The following is a 23389-nucleotide window of genomic DNA, read 5'->3' on the forward strand; positions in this document are numbered from 1 at the left end:
CAACCGCAAAAGTAATGAAAATATAAGGGAACTATAAATAGAAATAACATAAATGTGAAATAGATATTGCGCTTTTCAATGAAAGGGGTTTATCACATGTTATCGACACAGCAGCTAGCTGAGTTACGGTTACAATTGTTGCAGGAAAAAAGTGATCTAGAAGGACGATTAGAACAAAATGATCACTTAGGTTTAGATAGAGGTCATTTCCATGAATCGATGGGGGAGTTGTCCAGCTATGATAACCATCCAGCTGATGAAGGAACCGAATTATATGAACGTGAGAAAGATATTGCTTTAAATGAACATTATCAATTTGAACTTAGGAATATCAATCATGCGTTAGAAGCGATGGAAAAGGGAACGTATGGAAACTGTGAGGTATGTGGAAAGGAAATTCCGCTAGAACGTTTAGAGGCCTTGCCAAATACAACTTATTGTATCGAGCACAGTCCAGATCAGGTTACTTCGCATAAACGGCCAGTGGAAGAAGGGGTGCTCATGCCTCCATTTGGTAAATTCGCTATGGATGAAAAGAATGAGAACGTGGCTTTTGATGCAGAAGATTCTTGGCAGACGGTTGCCTCATGGGGCACATCCGAAACTCCCTCCGATTTAGCGTTCCCACAGGATAGTTATAGTGATATCTATTCTGAGGCAGACGAAAACATTGGCTATGTCGAAGATTATGAAAATTTTGTCGGGAATGACATGTATGGAAATAATATTAAAGTTTATCCAAATCCACAGCATGAAAAATACGAGGACGCCCTTGATGAGGAAGGAATCATGACCAGTTTTGGGGATTTACCCGCTTTCGAACACGACCCCTACGTCGATCATGATGATAAATGATCGTTTAAAAAAAGAAAACAGCTTTCATGTGAGAGCTGTTTTCTCTAATTTTTAATTATTCCTCATAGCCTTTTTGCGGAATCTGGACATCTTCACCGTTTACATTATCAATAACAGCGCCAATTTCACCTTCAGTATACGCGTCACTTGCTTGCTCATGTGTGGTTGCAAGCCCAGCAGATAAGGTATCCGTCTCTTTGTAATAACTTGGATGATAGAAGCTCCCTGCTACTTCTTTCTTTGGATTAGCTTTCTGATTCTTATTGTCCATCTTTTATTCCTCCCTTTCAATTTTGATACAAGGGTATTTTTTTCTTTTTTTCACAGGATTACTCCTAATAAAAAATAAATCTCATCAGGAGGCAAATATAATGAACGAAAAAAATGAGTTTCCATCTCGGGAAAAACTAGACGAAGCCTTTCATTTTCTTCATGACCAAATTAATAAAATCTCCGTCATCGAAGAAGTAGAAATGGTGAAAGAAGAAAATGAGGGCCACGAAGGATAGATCGTTAGATATTTTGCATTCCGCCAACATAGCTTGTGGTGAGCAGGACTTTTTCTATAGACCCATCAAGGTTTAGTTTGCTATGATTTCTAAAGGTATTTTTAAAGGTGGTTTATTTATTTATGGAAATGAGAGAAACGCTGGCTAAAAAAGTGGCCTGGATAAGTGTAATTAGTAATATTATTCTTACCTTAGGGAAGGTTGTCATCGGTTGGTATGGGAATAGTGACGCGGTCTTTGCAGATGGGATCCATTCTGCTGCAGATGTCTTTGCATCTATCATCGTGCTGTTAGTGATAAAAATCGCCAATAAGCCTGCCGATAAGGAACATCCTTATGGGCATGGGAAGGCCGAAGTCATCGTTTCAGGCATTATCGGGATATTACTTTTTTTTGTTGCCATTTATGTGGTTTATGAAGGCATTAGTGGTTTCTTTCATGAAGTGGAATCACCGAGCTTATTGGCGATGTGGGTTGCCCTCTTTTCGTATGCAACCAAAGTTATGCTGTACCGAAGTTCATTAAAAGTTGCGAAACAGAATAAGAGTAAGGCGATTGAAGCGATTGCTTTTGACCATAAAGCAGATATTGTCGCATCCATTGCAGCTGCCATCGGGGTTCTAATTTCGATCGCCGGAAACCGATTCGATATTCATTTCTTGCTTTACGGGGATAAAGCAGCCAGTATTTTTGTCGCCTATTTAATTTTCAAAATCGCCAAGGAAATGTTAACAGAGGCATTTGATATCTTACTTGAACGAAATATTGATACAGAGACACTTCAGGAATATATTGCTGCGGTGAAGGCCTTTGAAGAGGTCAAACGAATTGACCGGATTCGAGCAAGAGAACTGGGTCATTATGTATTAGTGGATTTACGTATCTCAATTGATCATTTTAAAACAATCAAGCAAGGGCATGACCTCGCAAAATCAATTAAACAAAAACTTATGGATAAGTTTGATAACATCCAGGAAGTTTTAATCCATTTAAACCCCTATTTCGCGGAAGATGAATAATTTAAAAAAACTCCTTTGTACTTTAGGTGATTTGGGTTTATGATAGGATAGGTACAATTAAAAGTTAAAGGGAGTTGATATTTTTGAGTTATTCCGTAGACCCGGACCCAAGTAGTAGGCGAGGGGAAGTCAATGTGATCTTTGAATGGATTGAAATGAATATCAAGAATATCAACTCTGGAAAAGGTTGTTGGCTTCCTCGAACAAAGTGAGTGAGGAGGTTATGTCATGCTGGAAATTTTTAAAAGTACAGAGACAAAAGTTTTAGAACAGGTAGATGTCATCTCAAAAGGCTGCTGGGTCAATATGTACGCCCCAACACAAGAAGAGATTAACAAGGTATCCATGGATGCTCAAATTGATGTAGATATCATCAAAGATGCCCTGGATGATGAAGAACGTCCGAGGATTGAACGAGATGATGGCCGAGTCTATATCATTGTCGATTTTCCTTATATTGTTCATGATGAAAATGGCTTTGCTGGCTATGAAACCATTCCAATCGGCATCATTCTTACCGATGAATGTATCATTACGGTTTCCTTAAAGGATACACCAATTTTAGAGGAATTTCGAAAAAACAGAGTAAAAGAGTTTTTTACGTTTAAAAAGACGCGGTTTGCGCTGCAAATTCTGTTCGTTATTTCCTCGTATTATCTTCGTTACTTAAAGCAAATTAACAAGAAGACAAATGAGATTGAACGCGTCGTTCATCAATCATTAAAAAATAAAGAATTGTTCGCCTTTCTTTCTTTAGAGAAAAGTTTAGTTTATTTTACGACCTCATTAAAATCCAATAAGGTTGTCCTCGATAAAATTTTGCGCTTCAACTATTTAAAAATGTATGAAGAAGACAAGGACTTATTAGAAGACGTAATTATTGAAAAAACACAGGCGATTGAAATGGCTGAGACCTATCGCTCAATCCTATCGGGGATGATGAATGCCTTTGCATCGATTATCTCAAATAACCTAAACATTGTGATGAAGTTTTTAACTTCAATTACAATTATTTTATCCTTCCCAACGATGGTGGCGAGTTTTTATGGGATGAACGTGGATATCCCTTTCCAGTATGCCACCCATTCCTATGCAATACCGCTAGTAATCTCTGCTTTTTTAACAAGTTTAACTGCATTCATTTTTTGGAAAAAGAAATATTTCTAGATTACCAGTCCTTTTATCGGACTGGTTTTTTGCCTTTTATAAAAAACTTTCCCAAGTTAGAAAGGGTACTATTAGTAATATTTTTTTAATAATCTGAAAAGTGGCTATATGAAATCTGTATATTGTTGTAAAATAGTAAAAAAAGGAAAGGCACGGTTTGGTGGCATTATGGAATTTGGAGCACTGATTAAATTCTATCGAACGCAAAGAGGAATCACACAAGCAGAACTTTCCAAAGGAATCTGTTCTGTCCCACATTTAAGTAAGATTGAGAACAATTCAAAAGAAGCAAACGAAGCGACGATTTCCCTTATACTAAGGCGTTTAAATATAGACCTGGAAGAGATGGAGGAAAAAGAAGAGGAAATTAAAATCTTATTAAGAAGGCTGGACGGTAAGATCAATTTTTACCTAAGGGATGAAATTGAAGAAAATTATCAAAAATTGGTTCAAATTGAACATCTTATTCCATTTTCCCAATATATTTATGTATACGAGCTATATAAGTTTCGATATTTAATTTTTAAAGGCCTTGTTGATGAAGCAGATGGCCAAAGGGCCCTTTTATATAAGCAAAAGAAAAATTTTTCCCAACATGAAGATTATTTATTTCGTTACTATCATGCGATATTCTTAATGTGGAAGGGACAATATCAAACTGCGGATGATATCCTCGATGTTTTACATACAGAAAATAATCATATAACCGCAAGTGGGGAATTTCTATATCATCGATCACTTGTAAAAAGCTCACTTGAACAATCAGGACATGCTATCCATTTTGGTAAAATGGCTTTGCAAATATTCATGAATCAGCATAACTTCATTCGAATTCTCCATACCCTCATGCTGCTTGGAATTAATTATACCCACTCTAATATTTATGAAGAAGCACAGGAGTGTTTTCACCATTTAATCCGAAACGCAGAATTATTAAAGAAAGAAAAATTACTTCCACAGATCTATCATAATATGGGCCATTTGCAATTTAAAATGAAGAAGGCAAACGAAGCGCTGTTTTATTATGAAAAAAGTTTGGCCCTGCAGCCGAATAAAAATCAGCACTATCTCTTCACTTTGTATGCGATGGGGGAGTTGCACCATTCACTTCACTCGATCGAAAAAGCAAAAGAGTGTTTCCAAGAGGTTAACTTATTATCTAAAGATTTGGGTGTGAAAAAATATCGACTCTTGGCAGACTTTTATCTCCTCCACATGACCTCTCAGGTAAAAGCATTTAAATATTTGGAATCGAAGGTAATCCCTTATTTTGAAGAGGCAAATGAACATACAGATGACCTCACCCGTTTTTATAAAATGCTTGCAGATTATTACAATCAAAAGGGTATGGTTATCGATGCAGTTACTTATTTAAATAAATTAACCTAAACTATAAGGAGGAGATTTTATATGAAAAAATTTGTTGTCATCGTCTTTTCAATTTCGCTCATCGCTCTGTTTGCTTCATCTAAGGATGTAAAGGTGTCCACTACAAGCAATGATGTTGCCTACACGGCTCCTTCCAACCACCCCATTCAACCGCCAATTGGCTGATTGTAATTTGAAAATCCCTGAATACATCAGGGATTTTTTTTGTAGAATGTTTATCAAAAATTTGCAGACAATACTAGGAAATTATCACTTTTGAAAGAGGTGCTTGGAATGGAAAAGGAAAAATCTCTGAGTGAAAGCAATAAAGATAAATCTGATAAAGATCTTTTTGGACTTGAGCCGAAAATGAGTTTACAGTCCGTTCATTTCGCTCCAAGTGAAAATTCACTTCTAAATGAAGGGGCAGAGAAACAATGTGATTAATCTATTTTGAGAATTGAAGGAATGAAACATGCCAGGTGCAGGGCAAGCTATAGGCATGTGTTTATTAGGTAATTGTTTGAAGGAGGAAATCATGAAATCATTTGTTGTCGGATTCCATCAAGAAGATAATGTAGATAGCATGCAGATTCAAAAACTAAGCCAGGAAGATTTTACGAAAGCAACAGAAGGTGGAACAAGGCACTTATTTGAGCTCGATACAAACATTGGTCTATTTGTGTTTTTTGATGCGGAAGATGAGGAAGGCGACCTCTCCTACATGGTATTGCAATATGAGGAAGAAAATGAGGACCCCGTGGGCTGCTATTCCTTCCAGTTGAAAGACTTTTACGAATTTATCGCCTTATTCTTAAATGACATGGAGTTTAATGAGGAACCTGACGATGAGGACCAAGAAGAATACGGCCCAATTCATCATTTAGCCCATTTATTGTTCCATGTCGTTGAAGAAGGCAAGGATATTGAAGTGTAAAGTATAAATCTTCTTGAATTTTTGATTGAGGGCACCTAAATTAGGTGTCCTTTTGGCATTAAATACGTAATCTAAACAACCAAATATGTGGTTTTCGAGGTCTATTGGCGAATTTTGAGGTTCTATTGGCGGATTTAGCAGTTCTATTGGCGAATTTTGCATTTCTATTGGCGAATATAAATTTTACCATGGAAAGTTTTTTGGGAAGTAGATTCTGTACCTGTTTACTCCAGAAAAATTAAGTTTTTCAGAATGTAATAATCTTTTTGCAACATTTATTGATTCTATATGAGCAAATTCCCGAAACTGCGTATTTGTTATCGTCGGACCAAACAACAGAAAATAATCGTTCAGAGCATCTATATGTGCATCTTTAGAAAAAGTATCGCAGGGTGGGCAATACCAATTCTGGTTCTTACGGATAAGGGAATGATTAGAGTCGGTAGGACAGAGGACACCCGTAAACAGGTCACCTTTCTGAATAACATATTTATTCAATATATAGCTTGTTGGAATGGTATTCATTTTCACAAGGAGACGGCAAATTTTCCGGAGCTCTTTGGCGGTCAGAAGCGGTTTCGAATATTGTTTCTCTAAAATGGAGATTTTGTTTAAGAAAACATCAGACTTACATATTCGAGGTTTAACTTTGTGTGCATTTTTTCCTGTCACAGCGTATGTAGCATAGCTATTACTAATCACCACTAAATATTCAACTGGAACAGGAGGAAAATGATTTGCAGCAAGAAGTTTCTGTAAGTACTTTTGATGTCTCTCTCCCTGAGCAATCGGATAAGGGTAACCTTTTTCAATACCATTGTTGATTTGAATAAACTGTTCATTATCAGTATCGAATAGTAACTTTCCAGCCATATTTTTCACATCGATCGCTAGGGCAAATTCAGGTGTTAGGAGAAGGGTATCGATTTGGCAGTTGTAATCACCATCAGGAAGGTTCAAATCGTGGAGAATCATATATTTATGCTGTGGAAGGTCACGATAATAATAATCGAGCGATTTCTCGCCAAGGTAACCGGCCTCCCTCCTTCCAAGCTCATCTAAAATTTGTTTGTACTTTTGGTGATTATAGGGAAGTCGCCGCAATAAAGCCTCTAAAATAAGCATAATTAATGGTTTTGTCCTTTCTTTTATGATCAAAAATTATCACTCCTCTCGTTTTAAGGATATATTCTAATAAAAGGTTTAAATTTCCTGCCGAATTTTAGCGATTCTTGTAAAATATTTTTGAGATATAATTCAATGAGCGAATTTTGGTGTCCAATGAGCGAATCCTATTTCTGGCCCAATCTAAAGTTTAAAAATTTGATAAACCACCTAAATAGAGATAACATTATCATGATTTTACACAGGGAGGTCATATCATGAGCGAAATGTTTCAAAGGGGTATTGAGTGCGTTTGGACCGTACAGCATCACCAGCATAGTCCGATACATACAGCAGGAATGGTCCTAGACCCAAGTAAAATGAAAGAGTCAGATCCCTTTCTATTCCTGGCAGAGGATTTTTTTAAAAAAGGTACCTTTGATTTCCATCCACATCGAGGGATTGAAACCGTGACCTATGTCATTGAAGGCAAGCTAGAGCACCAGGATAATAAAGCGGGCCGCGGCGAGCTTGAGCCTGGCGATGTGCAGTGGATGACTGCAGGTAAAGGCGTGATCCATATCGAGGATCCAGCTGAAGGGGTGACCGTCCACTCCTTGCAACTATGGGTCAACCTTCCGCGTGAGCACAAAATGGCAGAGCCGCGCTATCAGAATCTCCGTGCCCAAGATATGCCGGTCCGGAAAGAAGAGGGGGCATTAATTAGAATCTTTTCTGGTTCATCAGGCGGCATTCAATCAACTACCAAAAACTATGTACCCGTGACAATGGTTGAAATCAACCTAAAACCAGGTGCAACAGTTAGCCAGGACCTACCAGGGGATTACCATGGCTTCATGTATATTTTAGAAGGAAAAGGTCAGTTTGGAAAAAGTAAAACAGAGGCCGAAAAAGGCCATGTGCTGCTCCTCGAAAAAGGTGAAGCGGGACAAACCAGTGAAGTAATTATTACCGCCGAGGAACAGCTCCGAGTATTGTTATATGCCGGTAAACCGCTTCATGAGCCAATCGTTGCCAGAGGACCATTCGTCATGAACACAGAGGAAGAAATTCGCGAGGCCTATCGTGACTACATGGCCGGTAAGTTTGCAGAATAAGAAAACAAAAATAAGCACTTGGGACAAATCCAGCCCAAGTGCTTATTAGCTTATAAGAAGAAACGACGCCATACGGGCGCACCGTTTTAGCTTTTCGCTGGTTTCTTACTAACTTCTACCCGGGCGTTACCCATAAAAAAGATAGTAATCGCCGCAATCCCGATCGGAATCAGTGTCAGCAAAAAGGTATGGGTAATCGAAACGGACATCGCATGAACAATCTTATCTAAAATAAAATCTGGAATTTTCGAACGCTCACTTGCTTGGAAAATTTGGCGCGGATCGCCCATTTTAAAATTTCCCGCTCCTTGCATGCCTTTGAACGCATCTTTGAGTTTATCGGTAAACAAGTTATTTTGCAGGCTTCCAAAGATTGTTACCCCAAGTGTCATTCCAAAAGACCGTAAAAATGAGTTCGTCGAGTTGGCCGTCCCGCGATATTGCGGCTCCAAATTGTGCATCGATGCTGTCGGCAATAAGGAAAAGGAAAAGCCAACCCCAAAGCCAACTAAAATCATGTAAATCGTCAGCAGCCAGCGAGCGGTATCCACCGTCAATGTGCCAAGCAAGTACATGCCAACAACGTATGAAATAATCGAAACTATCATTAAATTACGATAGGATGTCTTCGTTAAGAAAATTCCGCCGACAGAACTCCCGGCAACGGACCCGAGCATCATTGGTGTCAAAATTAATCCGGCATTCTTAGCCGACCCGCCATAGACCGCTTGAACGAAGATTGGGATAAACACAGTTAAGATAATAAACGTTCCACCATATAAAAACGACAAGATTTGCGAGGTGGCAAATAAACGCCTTTTGAACAGCCATAGCGGTAAAATCGGTTCAGCAGCCTTAAATTCCGCGATGAAAAAGGCTACAAAAAAGACGAAGAAACTTGCAAATAAACCAATAATAGGTGTCGAATCCCAAGCGTATTCTTTCCCGCCAAGTTCGAGAGCAAACATTAAACTAACAACTGATATGACCAGTGTGGTCGCCCCAAGCCAGTCAACCTTTTGCTTAGAATGCTGCAAGGATTCATGATAATAACGAACGATTAAAAAGATCGAAACAATTCCAATCGGTACATTCACATAAAAAACCCAATGCCAACTAATATAATCAGTAATATAGGCGCCAAGTAACGGTCCTAACACACTGGATGCGCCGAAAACTGCCCCTAGCAAGCCAGTCATTTTCCCGCGGTTTTCAGGCGGGAAAATATCAAATACAATCGTAAAGGCAATTGGCATCAGAGCCCCGCCGCCTATACCTTGAATGGCACGGAAAATACTTAATTGCACGATGCTTTGCGCAATCCCGCAAAGTGCCGAGCCAATCAGGAAGACGACTAATCCAAAAATAAAAAAGCGCTTCCGTCCATACATATCAGATAACTTACCGAAGATCGGCATCCCCGCCATGACCGCTACCATATAGGCAGAGGTGACCCAGATAAATTTATCAAAACCACCTAAGTCCGAAACAATCGTCGCCATCGCCGTAGCTACGATTGTATTGTCCATCGCTGCCATTAAAATCCCCAACAGTAAACCAGCGACGACTGGTTTAAGATTCGTGTCTTGTTTGATCATAAAATTTCCCCTTAGTCTTTAAAAATGTTATTTTTTATAATTGATAATCAAGCTAAACCAATTTTAAAAGGAAGGATAAGGACTGTCAATTTTTATATAGAAATCATTCTCCGGTCCAATAAAAGAAGAGGGACTTAGCTGCTAAGTCCCTCTGTTTTACTTTCCTTATTTACATTATCTTTTGAAAAACTCAACCTTTTCACCATCAGGGCCTTGCACAAAGAAATTACGATACCCATTCGGAAGAGTCACGATTTCATCACTAAGGAAAACTACGTTTAATCCCTTTAAGCGGTTAAATTCCTCTTCAATATCATCGACCAAGAAGGCCATATGATTGACCCTTCCTTCAGCCGGAAGATTAGGATTTCCTCCATAAACTAATTCTAATTCTGTTTCATCCGAACCATTAAATCCAAGGAATGCCAGAGTAATCGAGCCGTCTGCAATCGTAAATTGGTCCTTTACCTTCAACCCAACCACTTCTTGATAAAATGCAAGGGACGAATCCAAGTCGTTTACGTATACACCGACATGGTCTATTTTCTTAACAGCCATTTGTCTTCCCCCTTTATGTACCCTTTTAAGCCTTTAAAACATCATGGTCAACATAACGTTCACCGTTTAGTTCACTAATAACATTAATAGCCACTTTAGCCCCGTCGCCAGCGGTAATGATGGTATGCATACTTACACCAGCAACCGTCCCCGCAGCCCAAATCCCATCAATATTTGTTTTACCTGTAGCATCAACGTCAAGAACTGTCTTGATTCTTGGCTCTGTACCTGGCTTTGTTGTTAAGCCAACCGTTTCAGCAAGATCAACCGACATGCCTGTCGCAAGGATTACATGTTTAGCTTCATATTCCCCTTGATCCGTTGCTACTTTAAAACCACCTTCAGCTTTACTGATAGTTGACACGGTAGCTTGGACGATTTCTGCTCCAAATTTGGTTGCTTGTTTTTTCCCAGTTTCAACAAGGTCTGGTCCAGTAATTTCTGCTACCCCATAATGGTTTTCAATCCAGGCCCGTTTGGTAACACTTTTATCATTATCAATTACCACTGTCTTTTTCCCCGCTTTGGCTGTAAATAGGGCTGCACTTGCTCCAGTAGGTCCTGCTCCAACAATTAACACATCAAACATATCAAAAACCTCCATTTTTTATAAAATTAAAGCTAGAATAAGCTTAGCTTAAATAGAAACTTATGTAAAATCAACTGCCCGTAAATGTTAATAATATTTGAACTTTTCGAGTAAACAAATTACGCTAGACTAATAGTAATCAAGGAAGAGGAGCACGAGTGGTTATGGATATTCAGCCGTTAGGTGATTTAGCGATCCGAGTCTGTTTTGGTGAAGGAATCAATGAAACGATTCACAAGCAAGTTCAATCCTTTACTTCCAGGCTTCATTTTTCAAAAATTAACGGGATTGTGGAATGCGTGCCAGCCTATCATTCGGTTGCCATTTATTATCGGCCTGAACTGATAAGTTACACTAAATTAGTAGCGGTGGTGGTGAACCTTTGTAACACCTCAGTTGATGTAAATATTCTACAGCCAATCGTTTACGAAATTCCCGTTTATTATGGTGGAAAAACAGGTCAGGACCTCCCTTTTGTTGCACAGTATCACCAAATGAGTGAGGATGAGGTCATCAATCTTCATGCCAATAAGGAATACTTAATTTATTTGATTGGGTTTGTTCCGGGCTTTCCCTATCTCGGCGGACTATCCCAGCAGTTATCTGTTCCGCGGCTTGATCATCCCCGGCCAAGAGTTCCGGCAGGATCGGTTGGAATTGGGGGAAACCAAACGGGGATTTACCCGTCTGAGGTTCCGTCAGGCTGGCGAATCATTGGCATCACACCTGTTAATATTTTTGATCTGGAAAATCCAAATTTAATCTCAGCCGGAAATTATATTAAATTTTTTCCAATCACTCGAAATGAATATCAACGGATAAAGAATTTATCGGACGAAAAGAAATACAAATTGTCTACCTATTTAAAAGAAGGGGGTTGAACTGATGTTCGTTGTGGATTTAAATAGTGACCTGGGCGAGAGTTACGGAGCATATACCGTTGGAAACGATAAAGAAGTATTAAAATACATTTCTTCTGCAAATATTGCCTGTGGTTATCATGCAGGCGACCATAATGTTATGTTTGAAACCGTCAGGCTGTCGAAAAATTACCGCGTACAAATCGGGGCCCATCCAGGCTTACCAGATATCCCCGGTTTTGGGAGGAGGGAAATGAACCTCTCAGCACGCGAGATATACAACTTGGTTATTTATCAAATTGGCTCGTTAGCAGCAGTCTGCAAGGTGAACGGAACCGTCCTTGCACACGTGAAGCCCCACGGCGCTTTATATAATTTGGCCGCAAAGAATCTTGAAATAGCAAAGGCTATTGCAGCGGCAGTTTATGACTTCAATCCGGAACTTGTTTTATTCGGTCTAGCTGGCAGTGAACTAGTGAAGGCTGGGGAGAAAAAAGGATTGGTCGTAGCACAAGAGGTATTTGCCGATCGCACCTACCAGCCCGATGGAACTTTAACACCCCGAACGAAAGAAAATGCACTAATCCATGACACGCAGATTGCAATTAACAGAATGATCCGGATAATTAAAGAGGGAAAAGTAGCTGCTGTTGACGGGGCAGACGTTAAGATTAAGGCAGATACTGTTTGTGTTCATGGGGACAGTCCAAAGGCGTTGGAATTTGTAACCGAATTAAAGCAGGCCCTCATTTTGGAAAATATCTCGATTAGAAAAAGCTGGGATAAGCAATGAAAACACCTGTTTTTAAGGTAATTAAGCCTGGAATGCAAACAACCGTCCAAGATTTAGGCAGATATGGTTATCAGCAATTTGGAGTTAGCCCAGCTGGCGCAATGGATGCATATGCCATGCAAATAGCCAATCTATTAGTAGGGAATAAGTTAGCTGAAGCTGTACTGGAAGCTTCTTTCATAGGTCCGGCCATGGAGGCGTTAAGTGACCTGGTGATTTCTATTTGCGGAGGGGATTTTTCGCCAACTGTGGATGGACAGGCCGTGCAGCTCTGGAAAAGCTTTTTGATAAAAAAGGGGCAAGTTTTATCAGTGGGTCAGTGCAAGCGTGGTGCCAGGACCTATATTGCGATTGCTGGTGGAATCGATGTCCCCGCCGTTTTAAATAGTAAGTCAACCTTTCTAAATGGCAGCTTTGGTGGACATGAGGGAAGAGCATTAAAAAAAGAGGATAGATTATCTGGCTTTCCGGAAATTCGAAAACCATCTAAATCAATCCATCCTAATTTGATTCCTGACTATAAAAAACAGTTACAAATTCGAGTGATACTTGGACCGCACCATCATCTATTTACCGAACGAAGCCTTGAGCAATTTTTAACTGCCGAATACCGAATTTCACCACAATCGAACCGGATGGGCTATCAACTGAATGGTCCGAAGCTACAACATACGAATGGACCAGATATCATTTCCGACCCCATTCCACTGGGGGGCATCCAAGTCCCAGCAAGCGGTCAGCCAATCATCTTAATGACAGACCACCAAACAACCGGGGGTTACACTAGAATTGGTACAGTGATTTCAGTGGATATCTCAAAATTGGCTCAAGCGGTGCCTGACACCATTATTAAGTTTTCAGAGGTAACTCTTGAGGAAGCCCACCGATTATATCTCGAGAGACAGTCATTATTAAAAAGATTGGCGCTTGCTGCAACATAAAAAGAACCATCATTTTCCGTTTGGAAAGTGATGGTTCTTTCGTATTAAGAGTTTATATTATTTAACTCCACTGATCTTTGATGTTTTTTAGAAGAAGCCTGTTTCCGCGTATGAAGGAAATAATAAAGAACTATACCAAAAAGAATATAGAAAGAACATAAGAAATAAAGGGTACTATAATTCACTTTTGCAGCCGCTAAGCCGACTACAAACGACCCTAATGCAATTCCAATATCATAGATGGATAGGAAGGTAGCTGTAGCTAACCCTCTTTTTCTAGGTGCAGCATCTTGAATGGCAATGGTTTGAAAGGTTGGAAACAACGTTCCCCAGCCTAAACCAATCAACCCTGCTGAAACGAGAAATGTGACTGCGCCACTACTTTGACTTAATAGAAACATTCCAATAGCAAACAATACGATGGATGGGAAAACGATCACGTTCGGGCCATATTGGTCAAACCATTTTCCAGTAAAAGGTCTTGATATCAATAAAACAATCGCATAGACCACAAAGAAAAGACTAGCCACTTCAGTCAAATGTATTTCCGTTGCAAATACGGATACGAATGAAAGTAGGGCTGAATAGACAATAGCAAGAAAACATCCGACAATCGCAATTGGAATAGCAGAAACCTCGATTAAGTTTTTAAATGAAAAAGCAGAGTGGACAACCGGAAGACCTGCTTGCTCGGTTTTTTTAACATGAACGCTTAGACCTGTAATTAAGGCGCCAATCGCGACAACGACACTGACGATAAATAGGGTTTTTGCTCCCCACTGTTGCATAGAGGTTAAGCCGATAAATGGCCCCAGAACCATCGCCATATTTGACGACATAATAAAATAGCCCATGCCTTCACCGCGTCGCGAAATCGGAATAAGGTCAGCAACGATTGCCCCTACAGCCGTAGTCGCCATCCCGAAACCAATCCCGTGTAATAAACGAATGGCTAGAAAACCAATAATTGTTTTTGGGAAAAAGTATAGCAGGGAAGCACCTGCGAAAATGATCAGTGAGGCAAGCAGCACCTTTCTATGGCCTGCTTTTTCAAGCCATTGACCTGCAAGTGGCCGGGAGATAATGGCAGATATTAAAAAGACAGTGGTCATCAATCCCGCTTGTGATGCATTGCTGTCGAATTCCTGTATCGCGTAAATAGGCAAGGTGACGAGTAAAACATAAAAGGTTAAAAATAAAAAGAAGTTACTTAAGGAAATGCTAATAAAACTTTTCGTCCATAGTTTGGGTTTATTCATATAATCCGCTCCTTTATAACAGTTGTTGCAACCAACTTTTTTGCAAATGAAAAAGCTCTTCCTGTGAGGTCTCTGGAAAATGCTTCATTAATAAATGATTCGTTTCAATGACCGTTTTTTCCCATTCGGGAAACATCTTTAATGCCACATCTGTTAATTGAATAAGCTTTTCTCGTTTGTCTTTACCAGGAACCTGAAGTACGTAACCTTGTTTAACAAGTCGTTGAATGGTACGGGTCATGGGGGGAGCCTCAACAAATAAGTATTCACAAAGTTCTTTTTGAGTTAAAGAGCCTTTAGATTTTAAAACAAAAATGACGGACCATTGTGATCCGTACAAGCCTAAAGGTTTTAATGCTTCATTTAGTGTGTTGGTAAGATGGCGTGAGAGCTGATGCAGCGTATGAAATAATTCGTGGCTATTCATGTATGTAGCACACCTCAAATTTCTTTTAAAATTAGTTACCTAGGTAACTATAGTGGAATTGTTGGAAAAAGTCAAGGAATGTTCACAAAATTGTGGCTGGTAATGTGGTTCGCGGAATAATAGGGGAGGTTGGCGGAATCCGGTCGATGTTTGGCGGAATAACTAACAATTTTGGCGGAATCCGTTCCAGGTTTGGCGGAATCCCGGTCCACTTTGGCGGAATCCATTCGAGTTTTGGCAGAATAACCACCAGAATGCCCTTCAAATAAAAAAATCCCGCGGAAAGAAACAATCTTCCGCGGAATCCAATGAAAATCCTTACCTTAACACATTAAAATACCTAGCTTCTGGATGGGCGAACACGATTGCAGAAACAGATGCTTCTGGCTCCATCATACAGCCATCTGTTAACTGGATGCCGATTTCTTCAGGCGCAATTAACTTAAACAGTTTTTTCTGATCCTCTAATTCAGGACAAGCAGGGTAGCCAAACGAAAAACGCTGACCCGGATATTTAGCTGTAAAACGGTCTTGCATGGTGAAATCCAATGGGTCCGGGAAGCCCCAACGGTCACGCATTTGACGGTGAATCAACTCGGCAAAACCTTCCGCGGTCTCCAAAGCCATGGCTTGTAGGGCATGACACTCTAAAAAGCGGCCCTCCTGCTTAAATTGCTCCGCTCTTTCACGGATCCCTCTGCCAGCCGTGACTGTAAAGAAGCCAACATAGTCTTTTTCACCGCTGTCAACGGACTTTAGAAAATCAGCTAAGCAAAGATGTGGTGCCGATTCCTGACGAGGGAATTCAAATGTTTCAATAACCTCATCTGGATTTTCGGGACTATAAATAATGACCTTGTTACCATCCGATTGTGCCGGGAAAAATTGATAAACAGCTGCTGGAGAAATCCAACCGTTTACACGCGCATCCGTTAGCAATTGGTCAACTACTTCTTTGACCTTGACCGCTTTTTCATCTTTCTCTGCTAATAACTTCGCGATTTTCCCCTTTACACCGAGATGATGGCCAATCAACATTTGCATATTGATATAGGGTTCAATATGTGAAAGTGAGTACGATTTAAGGACATGCCTCTTCGTATCCATTGGCGTAAAGACAGGCACCTGGGTCGAAACGGCTGGCTTCGGTTTAACCGCAACAGAGACCGTCGAACGGCGCTCAAACTCTCTTGGAACCGCTAAAGAAGCTAATTTTTCATTTTTCTAAACCATTAATTTCTGAACTTCCTCTTCCGAATTCAATTGATTCGCAAGGGCTAAGCCATTCATGGCATCTTTGGCGTAAAGGACGAGCCCGTCATATTCTTTTGCAATTCTCGTATCTGTGAATTTCCGAGAAAGGGCGGCACCGCCAACGAGGATCGGAACGGCAATACCGGATTCCTTCATATCCTGTGCGGTTAATACCATCTGTTGCGCCGATTTCACAAGCAAGCCAGATAAACCAACCATGTCTGGTTTTTCCCTAAGAATGGCTTGAACCAAGTCGGTTGGATTCACCTTAATCCCAAGGTCGATGACTTCATAACCATTATTACTTAGAATAATATCAACAAGGTTTTTTCCGATATCATGAACATCACCTTTTACAGTGGCTAAAATGATTTTTCCCTTCGACGCAGAAACATCGCCTTTTTCCATATGTGGTTCTAAATGCGATACGGCTGCTTTCATTACTTCAGCACTCTGGAGCACTTCGGCAACGATGAGCTGGTTGTCGTTAAACAAACGGCCAACCTCTTTCATCCCTTCCATTAATGGGCCATTAATAATATCGAGCGGGGCAGGATACGTCTCAAGGGCTAAATCTAAATCTGGAAGCAGGCCTTCTTTCGTCCCTTCCACCACATAATAGGCCAGTCTTTCTTCCACACTCATATTTGGAACAGTTACTTTCGGTTCCTTCTTTTTGCCGCGGTAAAATTCAGTAAAGGTAGCAAGCGTCTCATCGGTTGTATCAAAAAGAAGAGCCTCTGCTAACTTAACTTCTTCCTTGGAAATGGAAGCAAACCGCTCCAATTTTTCCGTATTAACAATCGCATAATCAAGACCAGCCTGGGTGCAATGGTATAGGAAAACGGAATTTAGAACTTCCCTGCCGACAGGAGGGAGCCCGAAGGAGACATTACTAATGCCAAGAATCGTTTGTACTTCTGGGAACTGCTCCTTAATTAACCGGATCCCTTCAACCGTTGCCTTGGCAGAACCAATATATTGTTCATCCCCCGTACCGACTGGAAACACGAGCGGGTCAAAAATGAGATCCTGCGGCTTCAGACGATATTTATTTACTAATAAATCATACGAGTGTTTTGCAATGGATAGCTTTTGCTCAGCGGTAACGCCCATGCCTTCCTCATTAATGGTTCCGACAACGACAGCCGCACCATAGCGATGGATTAATGGGACAACTGCTTCAAATCGTTCCTCACCATCTTCAAGGTTAATCGAATTGATAATCGCTTTTCCTTGCGAATATTTAAGGGCCCGCTCAATTACCTTTTCATCGGTGGAATCGATGACGAGGGGAGCCTTTACTTTCTTAACGACTTCTTTAATAAAATTTTCCATATCGACCATTTCTTCACGGTCAGGGTCGGCAAGACAAAGGTCAATGACATGCGCGCCGCCTTTCACTTGGGCTCGAGCAATCTCGGACGCTTCCTCAAATTTCCCCTCAGTGATTAACCGTTTGAATTTACGTGAGCCAATCACATTTGTCCGTTCGCCGACCATAATTGGTCGTAACGTTGGATCGTCATAGATGAACGGTTCAATCCCGGACACCATATGAACAGCGGTTGGCTTGAATTCTCTAGGCTGGAATTCTTTCATTGCATCGGCAATCGCTCGTATATGATCCGGAGTTGTCCCACAGCAGCCACCAACAATATTAAGCCAGCCATGGGCGGCGAAATCAGCAAGTTTTTTGGCTAACGTTTCGGGCGTTTCATGATAATGGCCATCTTCATCTGGCAGCCCCGCATTTGGGTAACAGCTGACTGCTGTCGATGCTAAATCTGCTAAGGAGCGGACATGATCCTGCATGAATTCCGGTCCTGTTGCGCAGTTAAGTCCAACTGCTACGGGATTCATATGTTCTACTGAAATGAAAAATGATTCAATCGACTGCCCGGCGAGAGTCGTGCCCATTGGCTCGATGGTCCCCGAAATAAACAATGGCAGTGTTTTGCCTGTTTTTTCAAACGCCCTTTCGATGCCAACATAGCCTGCTTTCACATTTAACATATCTTGACTCGTTTCAAGCAGCAGTAAATCAACCCCGCCATCAATGAGGCCGATGGCTTGTTCTTCATAAGCAGCAGCAAGTGCATCAAAGGTCGTTCCGCCTGTTACGCTTAAGGTTTTAGTAGTCGGTCCCATGGAGCCTGCCACATAGCGCGGCCACTCATCGGTTGTATATTTGTAAGCTTCTTTGACGGCAAGGAAGGCAGCAATTTTATTAATCTCATAGGCTTTAAAACCCAAATCATATTCATCAAGAACCAGATTGGTTGCCCCGAATGTATTGGTTTCAATGATATCTGCTCCAGCTTCTAAGTATTCGCGATGAATATTGGCAATCACAGAGGGTGCAGTTAATACGAGGTTTTCATTACAGCCTTCATACTGCTCACCGCCAAAATCCTCAGCGGTAAGATTTGCTTGCTGGATCATGGTTCCCATTGCCCCGTCCATGACAAGGATTTGTTTTTTGAGTTGTTCAGTAAATGGTGTTTTCGGCATAGTTGGTCCTCCTCAATTCACTGGCCCGCTGACGAGTATATAACGCTAATTCAGCAGTTAATTCATAACGTAAAAATGGTGTAATCAAATAAATTCCGTTAAATAGGTCTAAGGCAGCATCGATGAGTGACTTAGAAATTGCAATGCCTTCTCTAGCCGCTTGAAGCGGATCATCACTCAATTGGGCCATCCGCTGACGGATGGAGTCGGCAATCTTGATTCCGGGCACTTCATTATGCAGGAACTCTGCGTTCTTACTGCTAATCAGAGGCATTAAACCAATATAGATTGGTGCATTAAGATGCTTGGTATGTTCATAGACTTCGAGTAACTTTTCCTCTGAAAATACCGGCTGGGAGATAAAGTAGTCTGCTCCAAATTGAACTTTTTTCTCAAGTCGCTTCACGGCTTTGTCCAGTGAGCGGACATTAGGGTTAAAGGCTGCCGCAATGCTAAAGTCTGTCTTTTGGCCCAAATCTTTTCCTGAAAAAGATAAACCTTCATTCAATTGCTTAATCATTTGAATTAACTCAAATGAAGACACATCGTAAACAGAAGAAGCTCCAGGGAAATCGCCTACTCTTGCAGGGTCACCGGTAATGGCTAGGACATCGGTCATCCCAAGTGTATGAAGCCCCATTAAATGCGATTGCAGGCCGATAATATTGCGGTCACGACAGGCAATATGAATGAGCGGCCGCATTCCTAATTCTTGTTTCACTAGGTAACCTAATGATTCGTTCGAGATTCGAACGGTTGCAAGGGAATTATCCGCTAAAGTTATCGAATCGATGCCTGCTTCTTTTAAAGCTTTAGCCCCTTCGAAAAATTTGGTAGTATCTAACTTTCTAGGAGGATCTAATTCTACGATCACTGATGGCCGCTCTTTGACAATTTCCTGAAGGGGAGTAAACTCCCTTTTGGGTACATGCGGTTCTACAATTATTTTCTTTGGTCTTAATTTTACTACTTTTTCAGAAATTGGAACACTATTCTTCAATTCAGAAGCATAGGCCTTGATATGTTCAGGTGTCGTCCCGCAACAGCCGCCTAGCAGCCGGACCCCTTGTTCCCGGAATGCTTTGGCTGAATTCCGAAAATAAGCCGGATCTCCTTCATAATGAAACTTTCCGTCCGTATAAGCAGGAAGACTGGCATTTGGATAGGCAGAAAGATAGGCGTGCGCCGGAAGTTCTATCTGTTCAAGTGCAAGCAGCATATGATGAGGGCCAAGCCGGCAATTAAGGCCGACGACATCCGCACCAAGTGCTTCCAGTCTTTTTAAAGCGTCATTTACAGGCGTCCGATCTTGTAAAAATCCAGGTTCCTGAAGGGAAACTTGGGCGATAATCGGAAGCTTTGTTTCCTTTCTCGCTATCGTTAGAATGGTTTCAAGCTCTTCCAGGTCGTAGTAAGTTTCAAGTAATATTCCATCCACACCTTCAAGGAGTAGGCAGTATAGTTGTTCACGGAAGCTTCGTTTAATTTCTTCTATTGTAATAGAGTTTGTTTTAATCCCGCGGTTTCCGCCCATTGTTCCGAGCACATAAGCATTCTTTTGGGCTGCCAGTTTGGCGTGACGGACTGCGGCACTATTAATCTCTTTCACTGAATCTTCTAATCCATAGCGCTGCAGCTTTAAATAGTTAGCAGCGTAGGAATTGGTTTGGATGACATCCGCCCCGGCATCAATGTATGCGAGGTGGATATTTTGGATTTGTTCCGGCTGGGAGAGATTTAATTCCTCCGAGCATGAATCCACTCCGTAGGAATAAAGCAGCGTACCAATCGCCCCATCGGCTATTAAAATTTGATTTTTTAATTTTTCTAAAAAACTCATGATGTTTCTCCTTGTTGAAAGACCAACTGACTTTGTTCAACCTGCTTAAAAGCTTGTGAAAAATCATTGATTAAATCCTCAGAATTTTCAAGTCCAACCGATAAGCGAACTAAGCTATTCGTAATCCCTCGTTTCTCACGCTCTGCTTGAGGCATTGCAGCATGGGACATTTTCGCCGGGTAGGAAAGTATGGATTCCACTGCTCCTAGACTGACAGCAAAAACAGGTATTTGAACATGGGCTAGGAAGGTTCGAAGTGCCTCCTCATTCGCTAGCTCAAACGATAAGACCGCTCCCGGGCCGGCTGCTTGTGTTTTCTGAATCTGATATTGCGGGTGACTCTCCAAGCCTGGGTAATGAACTTTTTCAACAAGCGGATGGGAATCTAAAAATTCAGCTAATTTAATCGCTGATTTTTGTGATTGCTCCAGCCGGACATGTAGTGTTTTAATGCCTCTTAGAACGAGCCATGCATCCTGAACACCCAAGATTGCCCCAAACCCATTCTGCAAAAAGCCTAATCTTTTCGCCAAAGCTTCGTCATTAACGACAGCAAGACCAGCAACAACATCACTGTGACCCGATAAAAACTTGGTGGCACTATGAAGCACAACATCCGCTCCTAATTCCAATGGTCGTTGATAGGAGGGAGTAAGAAACGTGTTATCAACAAATGTTAACGCGCCCGTCTCTTTTGCGATATTGCTGATTGCTTGAATGTCCGTTACTTTCATTAACGGATTCGAGGGTGTTTCCACATAAAACGCTTTTGTATTTGGCTGAATCGCTTGTTCTACTTCCTCTAAATTCGTCATATCGACAAAGGTATGTTCAATTCCGAGCCGTGTGAGGACCTCCGTAACCATCCGAAAGGTCCCGCCATAGACATCCTCCGTAATGACAATATGATCACCGGCGGAAAGCAGAAGGAATGCGGTCGAAATGGCGGCCATACCGGATGAAAAGGCAAAGCCCTTCACCCCGCCTTCCAGTTCGGCAATCACATCTTCTAGTGCTTCCCTTGTCGGATTTAAACTGCGGCCATAATCATATTTGCCAAACTGATCGAAATCAGATTGGTGAAAGGTCGATGCATGTTGAATGGGCACACTAACCGCACCCGTAACGGGATCAATTTTATGCTTATTATGAAGGAGCTTAGTTTCAAAGGTATATTCGCCGTGCGCCATTATGCAATCACTCCTTCTTGGACATGTACAAAAGCCTTATTCAAATCCTCAATGATATCTTGTGAATCCTCAATTCCTACGGAAAAACGTAATAACCGATTGCAGACGCCTGCTTGAATTCGAACTTCTTCTGGAATATCTGCATGTGTTTGTGTTGCCGGATAAGTAATAAAGCTTTCTGTCCCACCTAAACTTTCTGCAAAGCTAATCAGCTGTAATCCTTGTAAAAATGGATTAACCCAAGCTTCGTCTTTGATTCTAAAAGAGACCATTCCACCTCTTCCAGGGTAGAGGACATCTGTTACAGCATCATGCTGGGAAAGAAATTCGACGATATTCTTAGCATTTTTTTCATGTCTCTCCATACGAAGCGATAAAGTTTTCATCCCGCGCATTAACAACCAGGAATCGAAGGGACTTAAAACTGCACCTGCCCCGTTATGATGGAAGGCTAAGGATTCACAAAGTTCCTTTCCTTTTGCCACAATGAGCCCGGCAAGAACATCATTATGCCCTCCTAAGTATTTCGTTGCACTATGGATAACAATATCCGCACCAAGGTTGATCGGCTGCTGTAATAGTGGAGTATAGAAGGTATTGTCTACTATTAGCAATAGGCCATGTTTTTTTGCCAATTTTGAAATAGCGGCAATATCGGATTCCTGCATAAGTGGATTGGTTGGTGTTTCTAAAAAAATCGCCTTCGTTTTCGGGGTAATATTCTTTTCAATCTCTTCCGGACAACAGGTATTAACATACTGACTATTCAAGCCCCATTTTTTATAGCCTTTTTCTAATAAGCGGTATGTTCCGCCATATAAGTCTTCACTAACCAGCCATTCATCTCCAGCTTCAAATAAAGAGAGAATGGTTAAAATTGCTGCCATACCTGAACTGCAGGCATATCCTTGATCACCGCATTCTAAATCAGCAATTGTTTTTTCAAGGAGTTGACGCGTGGGGTTTCCGGTTCGGATATAATCATATCCGGTAGATTGCCCAATTCCGTCGTGGCGGAAGGCTGTTGAAAAGTATACAGGCGGATTTACAGTTCCAGTTGTTGACTCACTGCGATTACCAATTTGGGCAAGTTTCGTTTCAATTTTGTACATGACGACCACTCCTTGTGTTGTATAAAAAATAATTAAATAAAAAAGCCTTTCTATAAGAAGAAAGGCTTTTGTAAGTACGACCAAAAAGTCATTCTTCTTATCTTGCAAATTAGCAATTAATTTGCAGGACTTAGCACCTTTTCAATGTTTATCTGCCATTGATGGTTGCTGAGGTGTCTTCGGGCCATTCCCTCAACCTCTCTTGATAAGAAAATTAATATTTAGATTATTTATAAAATTTACTACAATAAAGTGGTGATGTCAAATTGTTTTTGTATAAAATAATTTAATGAAGAATCTATTGTTAAATTCCACAAATAATAAAATAAAATTTGATATTTGAAAAGTGATTGACAGTGATGGTTTGAGGATATATG

23 protein-coding genes, 1 pseudogene and 1 riboswitch are annotated in these 23389 nt (G+C 40.9%); of the genes and pseudogenes, 13 read left to right on the forward strand and 11 right to left on the reverse strand.

Annotation, left to right across the window (positions count from 1 at the left end; translation table 11 throughout):
* Positions 1-96 precede the first annotated feature (96 nt).
* Complete coding sequence (locus tag RCG22_RS19965) at positions 97-855, forward strand: yteA family sporulation protein (protein WP_308104383.1); 759 nt, start codon at positions 97-99, stop codon at positions 853-855.
* Between the two features lie 55 nt (positions 856-910).
* On the opposite strand, the gene RCG22_RS19970 is transcribed toward RCG22_RS19965, so the two are convergent.
* Positions 911-1126, reverse strand: a complete 216-nt coding sequence (locus tag RCG22_RS19970; RefSeq protein WP_098260061.1) for a YozQ family protein — start codon at positions 1124-1126, stop codon at positions 911-913.
* Positions 1127-1226: 100 nt separating this feature from the next.
* On the opposite strand from RCG22_RS19970, the gene RCG22_RS19975 reads away from it, so the two are divergent.
* From RCG22_RS19975 to RCG22_RS20005, 7 genes are all read left to right on the forward strand, one after another.
* On the forward strand, positions 1227-1364 hold the full coding sequence (locus RCG22_RS19975; protein ID WP_157406196.1) for a hypothetical protein: 138 nt from the start codon (positions 1227-1229) through the stop codon (positions 1362-1364).
* Between the two features lie 122 nt (positions 1365-1486).
* On the forward strand, positions 1487-2383 hold the full coding sequence (locus RCG22_RS19980) for a cation diffusion facilitator family transporter (protein WP_308104384.1): 897 nt from the start codon (positions 1487-1489) through the stop codon (positions 2381-2383).
* Between the two features lie 228 nt (positions 2384-2611).
* The gene (locus RCG22_RS19985; protein ID WP_308104385.1) at positions 2612-3550 is read left to right on the forward strand and encodes a magnesium transporter CorA family protein; all 939 of its coding nucleotides are present in this window, start codon (positions 2612-2614) and stop codon (positions 3548-3550) included.
* Between the two features lie 168 nt (positions 3551-3718).
* Positions 3719-4939 carry a tetratricopeptide repeat protein gene (locus tag RCG22_RS19990; RefSeq protein WP_308104386.1) on the forward strand — a complete coding sequence of 407 codons (1221 nt, stop codon included), beginning with the start codon at positions 3719-3721 and terminating at the stop codon, positions 4937-4939.
* A gap of 21 nt (positions 4940-4960) precedes the next feature.
* Positions 4961-5104 carry a hypothetical protein gene (locus tag RCG22_RS19995; RefSeq protein WP_308104387.1) on the forward strand — a complete coding sequence of 48 codons (144 nt, stop codon included), beginning with the start codon at positions 4961-4963 and terminating at the stop codon, positions 5102-5104.
* Between the two features lie 108 nt (positions 5105-5212).
* Positions 5213-5365, forward strand: a complete 153-nt coding sequence (locus tag RCG22_RS20000) for a hypothetical protein (protein ID WP_308104388.1) — start codon at positions 5213-5215, stop codon at positions 5363-5365.
* 91 nt (positions 5366-5456) lie between these two features.
* Positions 5457-5855, forward strand: a complete 399-nt coding sequence (locus RCG22_RS20005; protein WP_308104389.1) for a cytosolic protein — start codon at positions 5457-5459, stop codon at positions 5853-5855.
* Positions 5856-6038: 183 nt separating this feature from the next.
* Here RCG22_RS20005 and RCG22_RS20010 read toward each other — a convergent pair whose 3' ends face one another.
* Entirely contained in the window at positions 6039-7013 is a 975-nt protein-coding gene (locus RCG22_RS20010; protein WP_308104390.1) for a nuclease-related domain-containing protein, read from the reverse strand.
* A gap of 224 nt (positions 7014-7237) precedes the next feature.
* Here RCG22_RS20010 and RCG22_RS20015 point away from each other — a divergent pair, with 224 nt between their 5' ends.
* A complete protein-coding gene (locus tag RCG22_RS20015; RefSeq protein WP_308104391.1) occupies positions 7238-8077 on the forward strand; it encodes a pirin family protein in 840 nt (279 codons plus the stop codon).
* 86 nt (positions 8078-8163) lie between these two features.
* On the opposite strand, the gene RCG22_RS20020 is transcribed toward RCG22_RS20015, so the two are convergent.
* From RCG22_RS20020 to RCG22_RS20030, 3 genes are all read right to left on the reverse strand, one after another.
* Complete coding sequence (locus RCG22_RS20020; protein WP_308104392.1) at positions 8164-9675, reverse strand: MDR family MFS transporter; 1512 nt, start codon at positions 9673-9675, stop codon at positions 8164-8166.
* A gap of 174 nt (positions 9676-9849) precedes the next feature.
* On the reverse strand, positions 9850-10233 hold the full coding sequence (locus tag RCG22_RS20025; RefSeq protein WP_308104393.1) for a VOC family protein: 384 nt from the start codon (positions 10231-10233) through the stop codon (positions 9850-9852).
* Between the two features lie 25 nt (positions 10234-10258).
* The gene (locus tag RCG22_RS20030) at positions 10259-10822 is read right to left on the reverse strand and encodes an NAD(P)/FAD-dependent oxidoreductase (RefSeq protein ID WP_308104394.1); all 564 of its coding nucleotides are present in this window, start codon (positions 10820-10822) and stop codon (positions 10259-10261) included.
* Positions 10823-10986: 164 nt separating this feature from the next.
* Between RCG22_RS20030 and pxpB the strand changes: the two genes are divergently transcribed.
* Genes pxpB through RCG22_RS20045 form a run of 3 tightly spaced genes read left to right on the forward strand, consistent with a single transcriptional unit; the run spans position 10987 to position 13416 of the window.
* Positions 10987-11703, forward strand: coding sequence for a 5-oxoprolinase subunit PxpB (gene pxpB / locus RCG22_RS20035; protein WP_308107211.1), 717 nt, complete (start codon positions 10987-10989; stop codon positions 11701-11703).
* Positions 11704-11707: 4 nt separating this feature from the next.
* Positions 11708-12475, forward strand: a complete 768-nt coding sequence (locus RCG22_RS20040) for a LamB/YcsF family protein (RefSeq protein ID WP_308104395.1) — start codon at positions 11708-11710, stop codon at positions 12473-12475.
* Positions 12472-13416 (forward strand): 5-oxoprolinase subunit C family protein, encoded by a 945-nt coding sequence (locus RCG22_RS20045; protein ID WP_308104396.1) that lies wholly within the window; start codon positions 12472-12474, stop codon positions 13414-13416. Before RCG22_RS20040 ends, RCG22_RS20045 begins: the two co-directional genes overlap by 4 nt.
* A 44-nt stretch (positions 13417-13460) precedes the next feature.
* Here the strand turns inward: RCG22_RS20045 and RCG22_RS20050 are convergent, their stop codons facing one another.
* Both RCG22_RS20050 and RCG22_RS20055 read right to left on the reverse strand, forming a co-directional pair.
* Positions 13461-14675 carry an MFS transporter gene (locus RCG22_RS20050; RefSeq protein ID WP_308104397.1) on the reverse strand — a complete coding sequence of 405 codons (1215 nt, stop codon included), beginning with the start codon at positions 14673-14675 and terminating at the stop codon, positions 13461-13463.
* Between the two features lie 13 nt (positions 14676-14688).
* Positions 14689-15102, reverse strand: coding sequence for a MarR family winged helix-turn-helix transcriptional regulator (locus tag RCG22_RS20055; RefSeq protein ID WP_308104399.1), 414 nt, complete (start codon positions 15100-15102; stop codon positions 14689-14691).
* A gap of 92 nt (positions 15103-15194) precedes the next feature.
* Here RCG22_RS20055 and RCG22_RS20060 point away from each other — a divergent pair, with 92 nt between their 5' ends.
* Positions 15195-15371, forward strand: a complete 177-nt coding sequence (locus tag RCG22_RS20060) for a hypothetical protein (RefSeq protein ID WP_308104400.1) — start codon at positions 15195-15197, stop codon at positions 15369-15371.
* Between the two features lie 49 nt (positions 15372-15420).
* Here the strand turns inward: RCG22_RS20060 and metH are convergent.
* The 4 genes and pseudogenes from metH to RCG22_RS20080 all read right to left on the reverse strand — a co-directional run bounded on the left by metH (position 15421) and on the right by RCG22_RS20080 (position 23012).
* Positions 15421-18870: pseudogene (gene metH, locus RCG22_RS20065) on the reverse strand (methionine synthase).
* Positions 18848-20710, reverse strand: coding sequence for a bifunctional homocysteine S-methyltransferase/methylenetetrahydrofolate reductase (locus RCG22_RS20070; protein ID WP_308104401.1), 1863 nt, complete (start codon positions 20708-20710; stop codon positions 18848-18850). Before RCG22_RS20070 ends, metH begins: the two are co-directional and overlap by 23 nt.
* Positions 20707-21900: a cystathionine beta-lyase gene (gene metC, locus RCG22_RS20075; RefSeq protein ID WP_308104402.1), complete on the reverse strand. Its 1194-nt coding sequence runs from the start codon at positions 21898-21900 to the stop codon at positions 20707-20709. The genes RCG22_RS20070 and metC overlap by 4 nt, the downstream gene beginning before the upstream one ends.
* Entirely contained in the window at positions 21900-23012 is a 1113-nt protein-coding gene (locus RCG22_RS20080; protein WP_308104403.1) for a methionine biosynthesis PLP-dependent protein, read from the reverse strand. The genes metC and RCG22_RS20080 overlap by 1 nt, the downstream gene beginning before the upstream one ends.
* 94 nt (positions 23013-23106) lie before the next feature.
* Positions 23107-23224, reverse strand: a riboswitch (SAM riboswitch).
* Between the last annotated feature and the right edge of the window lie 165 nt (positions 23225-23389).

Origin of the sequence: Neobacillus nitrireducens (genome assembly GCF_030915405.1) — a bacterium.
Taxonomy (GTDB): domain Bacteria; phylum Bacillota; class Bacilli; order Bacillales; family Cytobacillaceae; genus Neobacillus.